This is a genomic window from Spongiibacter nanhainus (genome assembly GCF_016132545.1).
Lineage (GTDB): Bacteria > Pseudomonadota > Gammaproteobacteria > Pseudomonadales > Spongiibacteraceae > Spongiibacter > Spongiibacter nanhainus.
This window is the reverse complement of record NZ_CP066167.1, coordinates 3829499-3846186: the sequence shown is the minus strand read 5'-3', so window position 1 is coordinate 3846186 and position 16688 is coordinate 3829499. Positions and strand designations below refer to the sequence as shown.

The 16688-nt window shown below is 53.5% G+C and carries 3 protein-coding genes; all 3 read left to right on the top strand.

Annotated features, from left to right (window positions below; all coding sequences use genetic code 11):
* Window positions 1–2178 carry an ATP-binding cassette domain-containing protein gene (locus I6N98_RS17405; protein ID WP_198569589.1) on the top strand — a complete coding sequence of 726 codons (2178 nt, stop codon included), beginning with the start codon at window positions 1–3 and terminating at the stop codon, window positions 2176–2178.
* Entirely contained in the window at window positions 2175–3356 is a 1182-nt protein-coding gene (locus I6N98_RS17400) for a beta-barrel domain-containing protein (protein WP_198569588.1), read from the top strand. Before I6N98_RS17405 ends, I6N98_RS17400 begins: the two co-directional genes overlap by 4 nt.
* A gap of 1014 nt (window positions 3357–4370) precedes the next feature.
* Window positions 4371–16574, top strand: coding sequence for a hypothetical protein (locus tag I6N98_RS17395; RefSeq protein WP_198569587.1), 12204 nt, complete (start codon window positions 4371–4373; stop codon window positions 16572–16574).
* The last annotated feature ends 114 nt before the right edge of the window (window positions 16575–16688 follow it).

The window sequence follows — 16688 nt, the reverse complement described above, 5'->3', positions numbered from 1 at the left end:
ATGACACAGGTTCAACACGCAATTGTCAGTCGTGAGCTCGCAGTTGCTGCATTACTGGATATGGCCCGCCGTCGCGGCCTGCATGCCTCGGAGCATGAGGCCGAGCAGGCCTGGGACAAAGTTACCGTTAAGAATGAGCGGGAGCGCTTCCCAGCGGCGTGGCGCCAGCTTTTTGCCCGTCATACCGCGGCCGAGACGCCCTTTCATCTGCTGACCAACTCGCAATTGCCCGCTTGGGTGTTGGGCGAGGGCTACGCCGGTGTGGTGACTCGTGTGGCGGAGGGCGACGAGCCTGCCAAGATCGAGTGGATTGAAGGATCGGTTCCGCCGGATCAAACGTCTTTTGATAAGGCGCTGGTGCCCGTGGCGCCCCTGGCTGAAACTGAGCAGTCCTACTTAAAGGAAGAAAAGCGGGGCGTTGCCACCTCTGCGATTTTTAATGCTGTTAAAGAGCACGCCTTTATCTACCGCCGGGTGGCGGTGGCGTCTACCTTTATCAACTTGATTGCCATTCTGTCTTCGCTGTTTGTTATGCAGGTGTATGACCGGGTTGTTCCCAACCTGGCTTATGCGACGCTGTGGTTTTTGGCAGCGGGGGTGTTTACGGCCTACGTGCTGGATTTGCTGTTCAAAATATCCCGGCTACGGATGACTGAGGCGGCGACCCGGCGTATCGATGAAGCGCTTTCTTTATATATCTTTGAGCGTTTGCTGGGGCTGAAGCTGGATCGTCGCCCTTCTCGTCTGGGGTCCCTGGTTGCTCAGGTGCGTGACTATGAGTCCATCAAAGCTTTTTTAACGTCCTCTACCTTGTTCGCCATAGTAGATTTGCCTTTTATCTTTATCTTTATCACCGTTATTGCCTTGATCGCCAAATGGGTAGCGATTGTGCCGGCGGTGTTTGTGGTGGTCTGTGTGATCATCGGCATTGTGGCCTACAAGCCCACTGCCAAGCTGCAGCAAATGAATAACGATGCCATCGTCCGGCGTCAGGGCATGCTCTACGAAGCGGTTGCTGGCGGCGAGGTAGTGAAGTCCACGGGCGGCGAGGGCAAATTCTCCGACCAGTGGCTGACGCTGACCCGGGATAGCAGTGACAAAGCCGAAGCGCTCAATACCCTGAATAGCTCGGTGCAAATTGCCACCACCTTTGCGCAGCAGTTGTCTTACGTCTTTATTATCATCGTCGGTGTCTATGTGATTGAAACCGGCGAGCTCACCATGGGTGGGTTGATTGCCTGTTCAATTCTGGGTGGTCGGGCGCTGGGTACCATTTCCGGCATATCCAACATCATCGTGCGTTGGCACCACGCCCGCTACTCCCTGAAGATACTGAATCAGTTGCTTAGCACACAAAGTGATGAGCGCCATGATCGTCAGGCCAATGTGAAGTCTGTGCCGCTTGACTTGGCAATGAAAGAGCTGGCTTATGCCTATGAAGGCAATGAGATTCCTGACTTGGTGATTCCTGCGCTAGAGATTCCCGCAGGGTCCCGCATCGCCATTATTGGGCGTAATGGCAGTGGTAAGTCGACGCTGCTCAAATTGCTGGCTGGTATTGCAACTCCGGCTCGCGGTGAGGTGTTGGTCGCCAGCCTGAACTATGAGGAGTGCCGGCAAAGCTGGCTGCGTGAAGTTATAGGTTACTTGCCCCAAGAGCCGCGTTTGTTCTCCGGTACCTTGCTGGACAACTTAACGCTCGGTATGAGTATGCCCTCTGAAGAAGCTATTTATGCGGCTTTGGAAACGACGGGGCTATCTGATGCTGTGAAAGCTCACCCCCAAGGTTTGCAGCTGCCCATTACGGAGGCAGGCGGAGGCTTGTCAGGTGGGCAGCGTCAGTTGGTAGCCCTCACGCGAATGGTGCTGCAGGCGCCCAAAATTTGGTTGCTCGACGAACCCACTGCGAGCCTGGATAGCACTGTTGAAGCCTTGATCGCAAAAGTTATCAGTGAGCTGCCCAAAGACACCACGGTGATTTTCACCACCCACCGAACTTCCTGGTTGAACTATGTTGACCGGGTGCTGGCCCTTGAAGCTGGGCAAATTAAAGCAGACTTGCCGCCAGAGCGCCTGATGCAGGCCCAGAACCAGCGTCCACAAAGTCCGGAGCCCGGTAAACCTGCAACTGCTGGAGGTAACAGTACGGTGGTTAATGTGGGAGGTCAGCGTAAATGATCATTACTCGTGAGGAAATGTTCGCGCGCACCCGCCCGCTGGACGTGGCTAAGTCGGGTCGTATGCTGTGGCTCATGGTCTTTACCGTGCTGGCGTTTGTGGTGTGGGCCAACTGGGCAACGTTGGATGAGCAGGTTCGAGCGACGGGCAAAGTGATCGTATCCAGTCGCTCACAGGTTGTGCAGGCGGTGGATGGCGGCGTGCTGTCGGCTATGTATGTCAAGGAAGGGCAAACCGTTGAAGCTGGAGAAGTGCTGGCTGAGCTGGATCAGACGCGTTTTGCTGCCAGCGCTGAAGAGACACGGGTCAAAGCCATCGATTTGCGTGCCAATGTCGAGCGCCTGCGGGCAGAGCTGAACAATGAACCCCTGGAGTTCAGTCCCGAAGTCCTTGGTGATCCGGATTTGGTCCGGCGCCAAACCAATCTTCATAGCCGCCGCTTACAGCAACAGCGGGAAGAGAAGGCCAGCATCCGTCAGTCTCTGGCTTTGGCGCGAGAGGAGTTGACAGCACTGGAGAACCTTGCCAAAACTGGGGATGCCGCTCAGTCAGAGTTGCTTAATGCGCGTCGACAAGTTGTGGATCTTCAGGCGGAGTTGACCAATCGCACCAACGAATACCGTCGTGAGGCTCAGGAGCAGCTGGCTACCACGCAATCTGAGCTTGAGCAAACATTGCAGGTGCTCAAGCAGCGCGATGAAGCTTTGAAGGCGACCAAGATACGCTCTCCGATGTCGGGGGCGGTTAAAAATATCTCCATCTCCACCATCGGTGCTGTGCTCAAAAGTGGTGATGAGCTTATGCAGATCGTGCCTTCGGACGAGCCTATGCTGGTGGAGGCGAGGGTATACTCGAAGGACGTGGCCTTTATCCGTCCAGGCTTAGAGTCTAATGTGAAGCTCGATGCATACGATTTTACCATCTACGGTGGTCTGAGAGGTGAGGTGACCTATATCAGCCCGGACACCATCGATGAGGACCTTAAGCAAAATGAGGACCCTTACTACCGGGCGCTCATCGAGATTAACGACATCCCGCAGCGTGAAGGTAAAGAGCCGATCGAGATTATTCCGGGGATGACCACAACGGTTGAGATCATCACCGGTACTAAAACGGTGGCGCAGTATCTGCTGAAACCATTGCGCCGCGGCAGCGCCGCCGCTCTCACTGAGCGCTAATGCTGGGAGTCAGCTCGCGGTTGTGCGACAAACTGAGGCAATGAGCGCGAGACGTCACCATTGCGGTGCGTTGGGATGAGTTGAGCAGCCCTTGCTGTGTTTCACAGCTGTATCGGTGTGGCGTAGTTAAAAGAGTGTTCTTGTAGGCTTTTTGTGCGCTGAGGGTCAATGTGGTCGCCGCATACATCTGGTTTCCGAGCGATTTGCCCTGGTGATGTGCAATCTGATAGCGCATGTTTGTATGAATCCCTTGCCTGCGCTGCGCTTTCAGGCTATGTTTGCGCCTATAACTCGTGAACGACGAGCTCTCGCTAACGGCGTCTCCGCTTCAAGGCGAGCAATAACAACGAATAGGCTGTCAACCTACAGGGCGTTCTGGTCCGCTCTTTGCTACTAAGCATTGTGGTTTTGAGGTTGGCGGGCAAATCGCAGGATGTGCGATTTACATTTTGGTGTTTAAGGAAGGAATCGAAAAGTCTCAGAGGGCTTTCTGTCTCTCTGGCGGCCAAAAGTCCAGCTAGTTAAATAGTATGTAGTACCTGCCCGGTTGATCGGGGTAAATGCAAGGCAAATCCGGCTTCGTGAGCGCTATTCTTACGTTGTAGGTAAGTCTCGTTCTCTCGTTTTTGGTTGATCCTCCCTACACCATTCGTGTGACAAAAATCTTAAAGAACAACATCAATGTTTTGACTTAAATCATTTCCTAGCAAGGTTATGAAGGATGTTACAAAAAAAGAGAAAAAGGTGTTGACGTCAAAATATGCGTGACGTACCTTTTTCCACGATAGAAGAGACTGTGCCTAGTCGCGTCCTGCGAAAGCTGTTCGTTTTCGGTTGTCAATACGTGGCATCGATCCTAAGAAAAAGCAGTTAGGTGCGTCAGTTTTTTCGATAACTATGGATTTAAGCGCTTTTAAATAGAACCCCAAATACCGTGCTTGTGAGGGAGCTTGTTGTACCATGCAAAAGAAATCCGACGGTCTGTCTGATAGTACTCGTGCCCAGGAGAATCAAATGAAAGAGCAAGATAATCAGGATTTGTTAGTAGAAAATGTGGACGCGAATGCTGTCGATGCATTGTCTGCAGAGCTTTTAGAGACTGTGTCTGTTGAAGGCGCGTCGGAGGAGCAGCTGGAAGAGCTGCTGGACGACAAAAAGAAAGAAGAGGAAGAGCAGGAAGGTGTTCTTGCCAAAATCGCCGAAGAAGGCGTAGAAGTTGCTGCGGCTGATGGCGGTGCGATCGATCTTGCAGAGATCGATACTAATGAGCAAGGCGGCTCTGCTGCTGGTTCAGGTGGTTCTGCTGCGATCAATCCAGCGGTTGCGGTTGGTCTTGGTGTTGCTGGTGTAGTTGGTGTTGCGGCGGCTGCTGACGACGGCGGCTCTTCTGGCGGCGGTAAAAAAGAAGATAACCCAGACGATTTCAACACTAACGGGCAGAAGTTTGAAATGTCCGTCAGCTCGCCAACTGTCGCCGAAGGCGATAGTGGTACCAAAGTTCTGACCTTTACGCTGACCCTGGATAAGGCGCCTACCTCTGCCGTCGACTTTAGCGTTGCGGTTACTGGTGGTACAGCCAATGATGACGACTTTGTTGCCTCAGCGGGCAAAGTCTCTTTTGTAGCCGGTCAGACCTCAGCTACATACTCCGTCACGGTATCCGGCGATCAAGATTTTGAAGCCGACGAGACTGTAGAGGTGACTTTCAGCGGCAAGAACCTGAAAGACCCTGTTGTCGCTACGGGCACCATCGCCAACGATGACGCCGACCCTACTCCCTCTACTCCCGAGGTGTTTACGCTCACAGAGGCATTTACTGCCCCTGAAACTATTGCGGTTGAGCCAATCACTAAGACTATTACCTTTATCGGTTTTAACCCCCACGCTCACGGTGAAACCGGCGTCGACAACACTGATGGCAACAACGCCTCTGACGCTTTCCCCGATGAAGACGCCAACGCCCAGGGTAACGACAACAACCTGACCAATGAAAACCCCTTCGATGGTGGTATTCCGCTTTACGACTTGGATGCCAACTATAACCCTGTTTTGCCTGGCGCATATGGCGACACTGTTGTTCAGAAGGGGCTGATGTCCTATATCACTGATCTGACTGGTTTGGACTTTGTTCAGCTTGGTTTGATCAATGTTGCTAATGGTGAAGAGAGCGGCAACGGAGGAGTAGATGATAACTTCCCGGATCTGTCTGATATCACTCTCAACAACAACGGCGATGGCACTCAAACCATCACGGTAGTTCTGTCCGATGGCACTGAAAATACTGCCGAAGTGCAAATCAGCGACCAGTACTTTACTCTGCTGACCAATCTTCTGTTCGATTCAGAAAATAACCTGCGCCTGTATGAGCAGGAAATAACGTTCTACCCGCAGGTGCCTGTGACAGTCGATGGCGTCACCTTCTACCAGAATCTTTACTCGTACACTGATGGCGGCGGCGTTGAAATGCCGATCGTGCTGACTCCGAGCCAGAACAACGGTGGTACCGAAGAAAGTGGTTTGACCTCTGATAGCGACAACTTGATTGTGGCTGGACGTCTCGATCTCCTGCACGGTGCCTATATCGACGGTGGCGCGGGCAACAATACTCTGGAGATAGACGCTAAGGGTTTCTACGCTCAGCCCAAAGAGCTGCTGAATATCCAAACAGTCTCCATTGAGAACCTGCCTAACGTATACACCAACGGTCCGGACACTGGTCTGGGTGACGGTAGCGACGACAGTACTTATCCTGATCTCGACGAGTCCTACACCGATCGTTACACCAATTCCATTATCGACCTTTCTCGTGCCGGTGATTTGGAGTCGCTGGTAGTTAGCGAGAGCAACTTCCAAGGTCTGGATGGCGACGGGCAAGACTTTATCGCTGAAGCTGGCGATCTTACTGTTGCAGGGATTCGCGGTGGTGCGACCCTGACTTTGGATGGTGCCTTTAGCAATAACGACTACGCCTTCCACTTCCGTGAAACCTCAAGCGAAGGTGTGAACGTCGTACTGCACAACGTCAACTTCGACGACGGTGATCTGATTCTGGCGCACAACTCTCCAGTGTTGAACGTGGCTTCTACTGGCGCCGGCAATGTGATCGAAGGTTCCGATCTGTCTGGCGATGGCCCCAATAGCAGCAACCTGACAACGCTGAACATTACTGGTGAAGCGTCGCTGCTTATCAGTGATTCGATTGCTGATGCTTTCGCAGAAGGTACTCCAGCGGTGATTGATGCTTCAGGCAACACCGGTGGTGTTGACCTGAAGATGAACGGTTTTGACGACGAAGTGACCTTCATCGGTACTGCTGCCGCAGACGATCACTTTGAAGCTCACCTGGACGATGGTCGCAGCGTAACCATTACTGGCGGTGCGGGTAACGGTGAGTACGACGTATCGACCGATGGCGATGTTGTGGTTACCGCCGGTGACGGCAACAACGAAATCTGGGCTGAGAGCTACGACGACGACAGCACAGGTGCAGAGCTTGAAGGCACTGTTAATGTCACCGTTGGTGAAGGCCAGAATGACATTACGGTCTACTCAACTGACGCGTTCGCGATTACGGCAGGCAATGGTGATAACCGTATCGAAGCCTTCGGTGGTGACGATGACGAGTTCAGCATTTTCGACCGCGCGGTAACCGAAGATGACCTGTCCACTATCGTGCTTGGCGATGGCCAGAACGAAGTGTCTGCCTACTCGCGCTTGCTGTCAGTCGAAGCCGGTAACGGCGGTAATGAAATTGAAGTTTTTGCCTACGAGCTTGAGTTGACCTCAGGAACCGGCAACGACGTGATCGTTGCTGGCAGCGAAGCTGGTGAAGGCGGTACGGCTGTCGTTCGCGTAAGCGACGGCGACAACGACATTACTATTTACGAGTTCGACAACGTTGACGTGGTAACCGGTGGCGGCGACGACGCGCTGACTATCATTGGTGGCAATATCAACTTCGGTATCGGTGGCGAAGAAGTTGAAGTTGGCAGCGAAGAAGGTACCGAGACACTGATCAATGTTGACCTGGGCTTGGGTAACAATACCCTGACTCTGGGCTCCGACGGTGATGATCTGCAAGGTGTCACTGCGGTAGATGGATCTACCATTACCGGTAGCAACTTGACCTTGGTTGTGAATCGCGACAGTGATCTCTCTCGTGCAGAGTTGAGCGGCGTAACTGCTATCCAGATGCGTGGCGACGAAGAGCTCGGCGACGACGACGCCTCTGTGCTGACCCTGTCCGTAAGCCAGTTCCTGGAAATCGGCGGTTCCGCAGCAGTAAGCACTATCGGCCAGTCTTTCGGTGCTCACTCGGTCATCAACCTGGTAGTTGACCAGGATGTATCTCTAGACGATCTCAATGTTGACGCCCTGCCGCGCTCCATCGACTTCTCCTTCGAGGTTATGGATGGCGTAACTCTTGAAATGACTGCTCAGCAGCTGCACGAGCGCGTCACTAATCAAGGCGTAACCGCATTTGTTGATGGCAATGGCGACTTCGCTGAAGGCACTGTGTTGATTACAGGCGGTGCACCTAACTTCAACGAGAATGACACAATGGAGGGTGGCTCTATCCATCCTCTTGGCGCCAACACGCTAAACGTTCGTGTGTCAGAAACTGTCAACGGTTATGAGCGTCCAGGGGACGTAACTTACTTCACCCGTATCAATATCAACACTGATACTGACCTCGACGGCGGCGTGTTGAACCCCTTCACCACTGACAACACCTTCCTGCGCATCACTGGTAACTCCGGTCTGATGTTCGTGCCGGTTGAAGCCGGTCTGGACGAATGGGGTCAGCCTATCCCGAATGCTGGTGACTCCATTGAGTTGGCTGTAGGCAGTGATGGCCCCTTCTTGATCGACTACTCCACCGTGGGTGGCGATGTCGAGGGCTTGGTCATTGACCACTTCGAGAAAGCTCTAGTTGATCTCGGCCCTTCAACGGGTCCATCGCAATGGATGGGTGGCATCTACGGTAACGGCATTGATGCCCGCCTCGACGTTAAGCTCGATGGCGACGTAGGTAGCGACGAGCAAGGTCTGATCTCTGCTGGTGTGCAAACATTCGTCGTTGTCGATATGTATGGCGACGATCACACCTTCTGGACTTGTGAAACCACCGAAGACCTGGAAGTGCTGGGTCTGCGCGGTAACTACGAAGACACCCTCACTTTGGGTAACGTTGAGCGCGGCGTCGAATTCCTGATGGAAGTGGAATACGTCAAAGACGCTGGCTACGTTGTAGGTGCCATTTTTGGTGACTTCGCCCGTCCGGGTGCCGACGCGGTTGTCAACGTTGTTGGCCTGAACGACCTGCCCGACGGCGAGACCCAGATGGTCGCGGGCATCCAATTGGTGAACACCGAAACGGCCGTCGTTAACGTGACCGGTGGTGACACTAGAATCGAAATGTTCAACAGCAGCAACAACGGTGTGGGTACCGAGTCCCTTACTGTGACAGCAGATGCTGATCTGTTCTTCCCCGAGCTGCGCGACGACCTTGGGTCCTTCGACGGTTCTGGTGTGGCAGGCACGTTGACCACATCGGTTGATCCCGGTAACTCCGATACGGGCCTGGATTTTGAAGGTGCCGCAGGTGGTACTAACCTCAGCATTGACAATGCCGGTGTTGATGCTATCGACAGCATCGGCGGTGCCGGTCCGGTTGCACTGACCATCGGTGACGGTACAGGAACAGATACCGTAAACCTAAGTGAAACTGAGCTAAGCAATGTGACGTCAGTAACCATCGTTGGCGTTGATACAGATCCAGGTACACCTGTTATTCCCAGTGCAACCTTGGTTCTTACCATGGAGCAAGCAGACGACATCGGTGCTGAAAACTTCGTCGTCGCTGAAGGTGACGCTGGTGGCCTGAAGCTGGTGGGTCTATCAGATCAAGAGTTTTCGCTGGCTAACTACGATGTTGAGGGTGAGTTAGTAATTGACCTCACATTGGCAAGCGACCCGGTTGTAACCCTGCATCCAAACACAGACCTGACTGGCATTGGCGGTCTGGAGATCCCAGAAGGCACCACCCTGTACCTGACCATGGCCCAGTTCCAGCAACTGGACGACGAGGGTACGCTGACAGGCATGGGTAGCGTGGTCATCACTGACACAACTCAAGCCGATGTGGGTGTGGAAGGTATAGACCTCGATCTGAGCATGGTTAACCTCACCGGTACCGACAGCACTGTTACTGTCATGCTGGCAGAGGATGTTGATCTTTCAGATTCGGTTCTGATGGATGTTAGCGGCGATCCTATCGTTGATGCATTCATCTACGGTGACGACACTTCTCTGACTCTGGGTGATATCCAGAACGCAGACGGCGTTGACATCACCGGTGGCGCTAACAGCACACTGGTATTTACCGATACTCAGACCAACATCTTTGAAACCATTGATGCCTCTGGTTTTGATATCAGCTTCCTCTACTACACCAACACTATTACCAACGGTGGTAACCGCAACATCGATGACATCTTCGCCGGTCTGGCTGGCGATATCGAGAAGTTTAGCTACTTTGGTGAAGGCTTCGTTCTGGCTATCGATCAGGTGGCCAACATTGAGGAAACCGTTACAGTTGAGGGGTCGTTGGTGTTCAACCCCTCTGCGCCAGATACTGAGCTCAACAGCCTGACCTTCAACATGCAGGGTGGCGCTGAGCTGAATGGTAACTTGCGGGTTTCTACTGGCGACAAGTTTGATGACGATAATGGCAACGGCATCCAGGATGCTGGCGAAGCCGACTTGGTTCGTACTTACCTGCGCGAGTTGACCATTAACTCTAACGGTGCAGCAGACGTAGAGAACCTGCTCTCTGGTGTCGCAGCCAACGTCATCAGCGGTGATATCACTGGTGAGCCTGGCTTCCCAAGCCCGACTAACCAGATCAACAACCTGTTGAACGTAACCATTAACGCCGAGCAGAACTTCATTCTGGAAGGTCAATTGGTATTCAGTTCGAATGTTGGCGGTGATGATTTCGCCTCCAATGACATCGAAGACGCCACGGCTACCTTGAATGTCAACGGCGACGCTGATGTCACTCTGGCTGATCTCGATACTGACGATAACGATGTAGACGCTCTGGTAATCAATCACACCGGATCTGGCACATTGACTGTGGGTCTGTCTTCTCTGGCAACAGTTGATGCCGGCGATCTCATTACCTTCAATGGTAGTGCCACAGGCATGGACATCATCAACATCAGCGGTACGCTGGATCTGTCCGATGACGTGCTGAACGACGTTGACACCCTGGTACTGGACGAAAGCGGCGGCTTGGCTGGCTCTAACGATGTGTCTCTGACCATCACCCAGGCTCAGTTCGACGCAATCGGTGCAGCCAATATCATTGTTAATACCGATGGCCAAACCAGCTACCTGAACATTAACGAGTTTGGCGCCGCGCCCTTTGATGCCACCACCATCAGCGAAGATATCGACGATATCGACCTGTTCATGGCGGATGGCAACATCACTCTGGATCCGGCCACCAACCTGACCGGTGTTGATACCATCACCGTGCCAGAAGGTGGTGTGCTGAACCTGACTGCGGCGCAATTCCTGCAGCTGCAAGGTAGTGGCACTATCGTCGGCGTAGACGAAGACGGTAACCCGACGTCTGATTACTCGGTTAACATCACTGGTCTTACTCAGGCAGACATCGACAACGGTCCTCTGGATCTGAGTGATATCACTGCAGATAACGTTACCCTGTCTCTGGCAGAGAGCGTTGAGCTGAGTGACGACGATGTTCTGGATCTTGACGGTGCAAGCAGCGGCGAAGTGGAAGTTCTGCTGACCGACGGCCAAGATCTAGGCATTGCTCTGTTCAGCCAGGCTGATGGCTTGAACGTAACCGGTACTGGCGACACAGACGTCTTCTTCCGCTTTGCGGACGAAGATGGCAGCCCGGTCACCTTCTTCACTAGCCTCGATGCCTCTGGCTACAGTGTGACTCAGTTGCACGCACTGAATGTGTTTGCCGGCGGCTTTAACGTCGAGTTCCTGCTGGATGACCTGTCCGGTGCAATTGATCTGGTGATCTATCACGACCCAGAGGAATTGGGCCTGCTCAACACCACTAATCGTGTGGTCATCGTCGAAGAAGGCGTCAGCGTTGGTAACAACACCATAGCCCTTGCCTTCAACGACCTGGATGCTGGCGACGAAGTTATTACCCTGACCATGAACCTCATGGGTGGTGTAGAACTCAACGGTGACATCGTGATTGGCGGCCAAACTCCGCCGCCGAACACCATGCCGCTGTGGCTGCAAAACGTTACCATCGTGTCCGAAGGCGACGGCTCTGTACCCAACCTGCTGACCGGTGAGACTAACAACATCTTTGACGGTGATTTGACGCCATTCCCGGCTGGCGCCAGCCCCGGTTTGGAAAATAACAACCTGTTGGATGTGGATGTTATTGCCAATCTCGCTTTTGAGATGACTGGTCAAATCCTGCTGAACCGCCGTACTACTGACGACGATGACGATGCGACTGTCTCCTTCAGCGGCCCAGCTGCAGTCACTATCAAGGGAATCGATACCTCTGGTTCTGATACCGTTATCGATACATTGACTGTGAGCAATACCGGTGGTCCGTTGACCATCACTGCTGGCTCTGACGCGCTTCAGTTGGACGGCACCGAGAACCTGGTATTCACCGGTGACGGCGACATCCTACTGGATACCGATACCACTATGGCCGTTACTGATAACGGTGTAGATGGTGGCGACGAGCTGTCTAACATCGATGCGTCAGCCTTTAGCGGTGACCTCACTCTGAATGTGGTTGAAAATATCGATTCGGCTAACTTCAGCTTCACTGCAGGTAGCGGCGTAACAACGGCGACCTTCACCGATGGTGATCTGGATAGCACTGGTCCAGGCGAAGATGGCTGGAGCTTCGACTACAGCAACGCCGCCGCAGGGTCTGAACTGCACTTGGCTGGCGCGATAGACGTAGACGGACTTGATCCAGCTGCCGGGTCCGAATTGAGCATCAATATGGGCCCCAACGGCGTCCTATACATCGACTCCAGCATGGATCTTTCCGGGCTGGATCTGGAGATTCTCGGTGCCCAGTCCATCGTGCTGGCTGACGAAGTTGAGCTGACACTGACAGCGTCACAAGCTGACGGCCTGAACATCATCGCTGGTGCCGACACGGGCGCGCCTGGCTACACCGGTGTGGTGAACATCGTTGGTCTGACCAATGACGCCGATCCCGATGATCCGAGCGATGCCTTCGACCTGAGCGGGATCAGCTCTGATGTGGCCGGCACTATCTTCCTGGCTGACGACGATGTCACTTTGGATAAAGCCACTGATCTGGGTGCATTCAGCATCACTCTGGAAGATTTGGCAGGCGATAGCTCTTCTAGAGCGGGTCAAACCATCCGCTTCCAGAATGTGGATCAAGCTGAGCGCGAAATCGTTGTCGACCCAGACACTGGCGCAGCGGGCACAAGCTCTACCAACGTGGTTTGGTTGTTCACTAATGACCTTGGTGGTACTCCGGTTAACACCGATGATTACTCATCAGCCCTGGGTCGCTTGTTCTTGCTGGCAGACTTTATCGATGCCAACGGCGGTGATGTAGAAGATACCTTCACTACTCTGCCCAACACCATCCTGCGTGTACCTGCAGACGACCTGAACGAAGTGAACGTATTGCTGCAATCCAATGCGATCAACCGCATCATGGAGATCGAGCACTTCGAGACAGTGGGTAACCTGATCTTTGATGATTCTGGTATTAGTCCTGTTGAGCATATCGAGAGCGTGACTCTCATGCTGGGTGGTCAAGCTACCGTCGGCAACATCGTGGTAGATGACGTCTTCGGCGCTAATGTCGATCCCAACTCTGTGTCCTTTAACGGTGTGACTATTGAGTCTTACCGTGCAGTAACTACGGGTGATGCGCTGGCAAACGAAGACTTTGTCAACGATAACGACGGCGTCAACGAGGAAGTGTCACCAGGTGTGAACGAAAACGTTCAGCCGAACAACATCAATACTGTTGGCAACATTGGTGTAGGCGGTAACGCTGCCGAAATCGACCTGCTGACCGTAACCCTGGACACTGGTGACGTAACTGTCATTGGCGACTCCTCCGCGGGTGAAGGTGCAGATCTGACCGTTGGCGACATCGTCTTCGACAGTGAAGTGCCTGCCTCTTTGGCCACGTTGGTCCTTGAAGGTGCCAACAAGATCACTGCCGGCACCATCGACTGGTCTGACGCTGACATCACCGCCTTCCTGATGGATGTGGGCTCCTTCACTGGCGTCTTCGACCCAGTACTGGACGCCGGCGCGACCGGTGAGACCTTCACAATTGAAGACGTGGGCGGCTCTGCTGGCGTTGGTACCATCATCTATGATGATGTGACCGGCGCAGAGCTCAGCGTAATTGACGGTTCGGGCAGTGACGAAAACGTGACTATGACGATCTCTCAGATCGATAGTAACGATGACGGCACGGACGACGCCTTCACTTACACCGCAACTTCAGGCGTGAACGATATCACTCTGGCTGGTGCGACTCTGGAAGCGGGCTCCACCTGGACCTTCGATCTGACCAATGCCGCCTATGGCAGCACTGTAACTATTGATGCTGGCACTACCCTGCAGCCAGGCTCTACCCTCAATGTCGACCTAACCTACGGCGGTTATGCAGATCCCGCTGTCGCTGCCCAGCTAGTCATCGATGATTCGGTAGATCTTACGGGTGTCGATCTGAACGTAACGGGTGGAGTAATCAATGTTACGGCAGGAAACTCGCTGACATTGACTGTCGAGCAGTTGGCCGATCTCTTCGCCTCTAGTACGCCTATCATTGGTGAAGGTACAGTTGTAGTGATTGGCGATGGCACAGACGCGGACCCAGACATCTTCTCCGTCATTCTGGCCCAAAGTGCTGACTTGTCTGCTGTGACTATCGATACCGATGGCCTGAATGGCGACGACGACGTGACCGGCGCTTTGGAAATTACAGGCGCGTCGAGCCTTCCAAGCCTCGATATCCCGTTCTCAGAGCTTACCTTCATTGCTGATGACGCCGACAATGCGGACGAGGAAATTACCATCTCTTACTCAGTGGATGGCGTTCCTGCTGCTCCGGTTGTTATCGACCTTTCCGGTATTGATGTAATGGATGCTGAGGCAATTGCTGCAGAAGTGGCATCTGTACTTGACGGAATGGTCGGTTTGGTCGCTTTCGCTGAAGGTGAAGTTGTGCGGTTTGTTGCAAGTCCGGCCATAGGCATTGAGTTTGAAGTGACTGATGTGTCTGTTACGGCTGGTACCGCCACAACTCTGGCTGCTGATATCGTTAACTCCGGCGCAGTACTCGATCAGGGCGGTATTCAGTGGACTGGCTCCGCTGAAAACGATGTGATTGAGGGCGGTAACGAAGATGATGTCTTCAGCATGGGCGCAGGCGACGACACCATCACGGGTAACGGCGGCAGCGACACATTCAATGTTGATGAAGGTACCGACACCATCATTGATCTGAACGGCGACGCGGACGATTTGGATCCGCTGACCGAAGAAGAGAATGATGTTCTGGTAGTGTCTACCGGTGCGACTGCTCTTGCTTCAACAGGTGGCTTTGTGGCTACAGCGGATACCATCAACAACGGTGCTGCAACCATTACCGCCGATGGCGCATCTGATGAGGCAGTTATCGCTGTCACAGCAGACGGCGCGGATGATGACAGCGAGACTATCACCCTCGACGTTGAAATAGTGGGTGACAGTTCCTTCCCTGGTACAGTAGTGACCTTGGGGGCAGGCGTTGATGTTACCGATGCTGCAGCAGTGGCCACCGCTATAGCCTCTACCCTGGATACAATTGCCGGGATTACAGCGTCTTCCACAGGGGCGATTGTCAATGCCTCTAGCGATAGTGGTGCTCCTCTGACCATTGATGTCACGATTGGCGGTACCACCACGACTCTGGCGGCCGACGTTGGATACAACGTCACCGTTGATATGTCCCAGGCCTCGGGCCCCAATGGTTACACGGTTGTGGGTGCCGGCCTTGGTGCGTCTTCCTTGAGCGGTAGTGCTTTCGGTGACGTGATCAGCGATGGCGACGACGTTGTTCTGGGCAGCAACACTGTAGATGTTCTGACAGGCAATGCCGGAGGCGATACCTTTGCGTTCACTGTCAATGTCAGCAACACAGCGGTATTTGCCGAAGCGACTGTAACCCCAGCCATTGATCGTGAAGTCATTACAATCACTGGTGATGGTGCGAATGATACTGACGAGACTCTGGCGATTGATTACACCCTAAATGGTGTTGCTCAAACGACCTTGACTCTCGACTTCGACGCACTGGGTGTTGATCCGACTGACGCAGCAGCGGTTGCGGCAGCAGCAATCGCGGCCCTTGATGCGAGAGCGGGCATTTCAGCTACCACTGGCACCAACCCTGAAGATATCGTGGTTTCTGGTGATAACGGCGGCGACTTGACCATCGATGCTGTTACCCCTGGCGGAACTACAACTACTCTGGCAGGTGCGATTGCCGATGGTGCTGACCAAGCTCAGGAGACCACATTGACTGTGACCGGCACGCCGACTGCAGGTGATGTGTACAGCATCCTGGCTCCGGGTGAAGTACCTGCGGCGGATTACACCGCGATGCCTGGTGATGACGCTGATGCAGTAGCAGCTGGTTTGGCAGCAGCATTCAATGCAGCGGCGCCGGCAACTACCATTGATGCGACGGTCGTTGACAATGTCATCACGTTTGCTGATGAGGAAGATGATAACGGTGGCTTCACTCTAACGTTGGACAGCACTGCTGCATTTGGTGGCTCTAGTGCAACTGGCGATATCAACAACTTTGACGAGTTGGATATCGTTACCGACTTCAGCAGTGGCGCTGACTCCATCTCCATGGGCCTGGTTGCGGGCACGGGTAACTACGCAGAAGCTGCTGAGGTGGCGGATTACGCCACGGCGTTGGCCAATGCGAATACCGCGTTTGATGGCAGCGTAACCTACTACTTGACCTCGGCTACCGACCTAGATGGTGTCGGTGGTACAGGATTGGTAGAAGGTCAGGAAGGTGCTGGTATCCTGTTTGCAGATGCGAACTTGGATGGTACAGCTGATGTGGCTATCCTGCTGTTGAATGTCACTTCAGATGACTTCCTGGCAACCGATATTGTTGTCTAAACCTACCGGATAAGGGCTGTAATTTTACAGCCCTCTTCTTCGATAACCCTCGGCCTAGCGCCGGGGGTTTTTTGTTTTTGGGGTAAAATATTCGCTATATTGGAGGTAGCATCA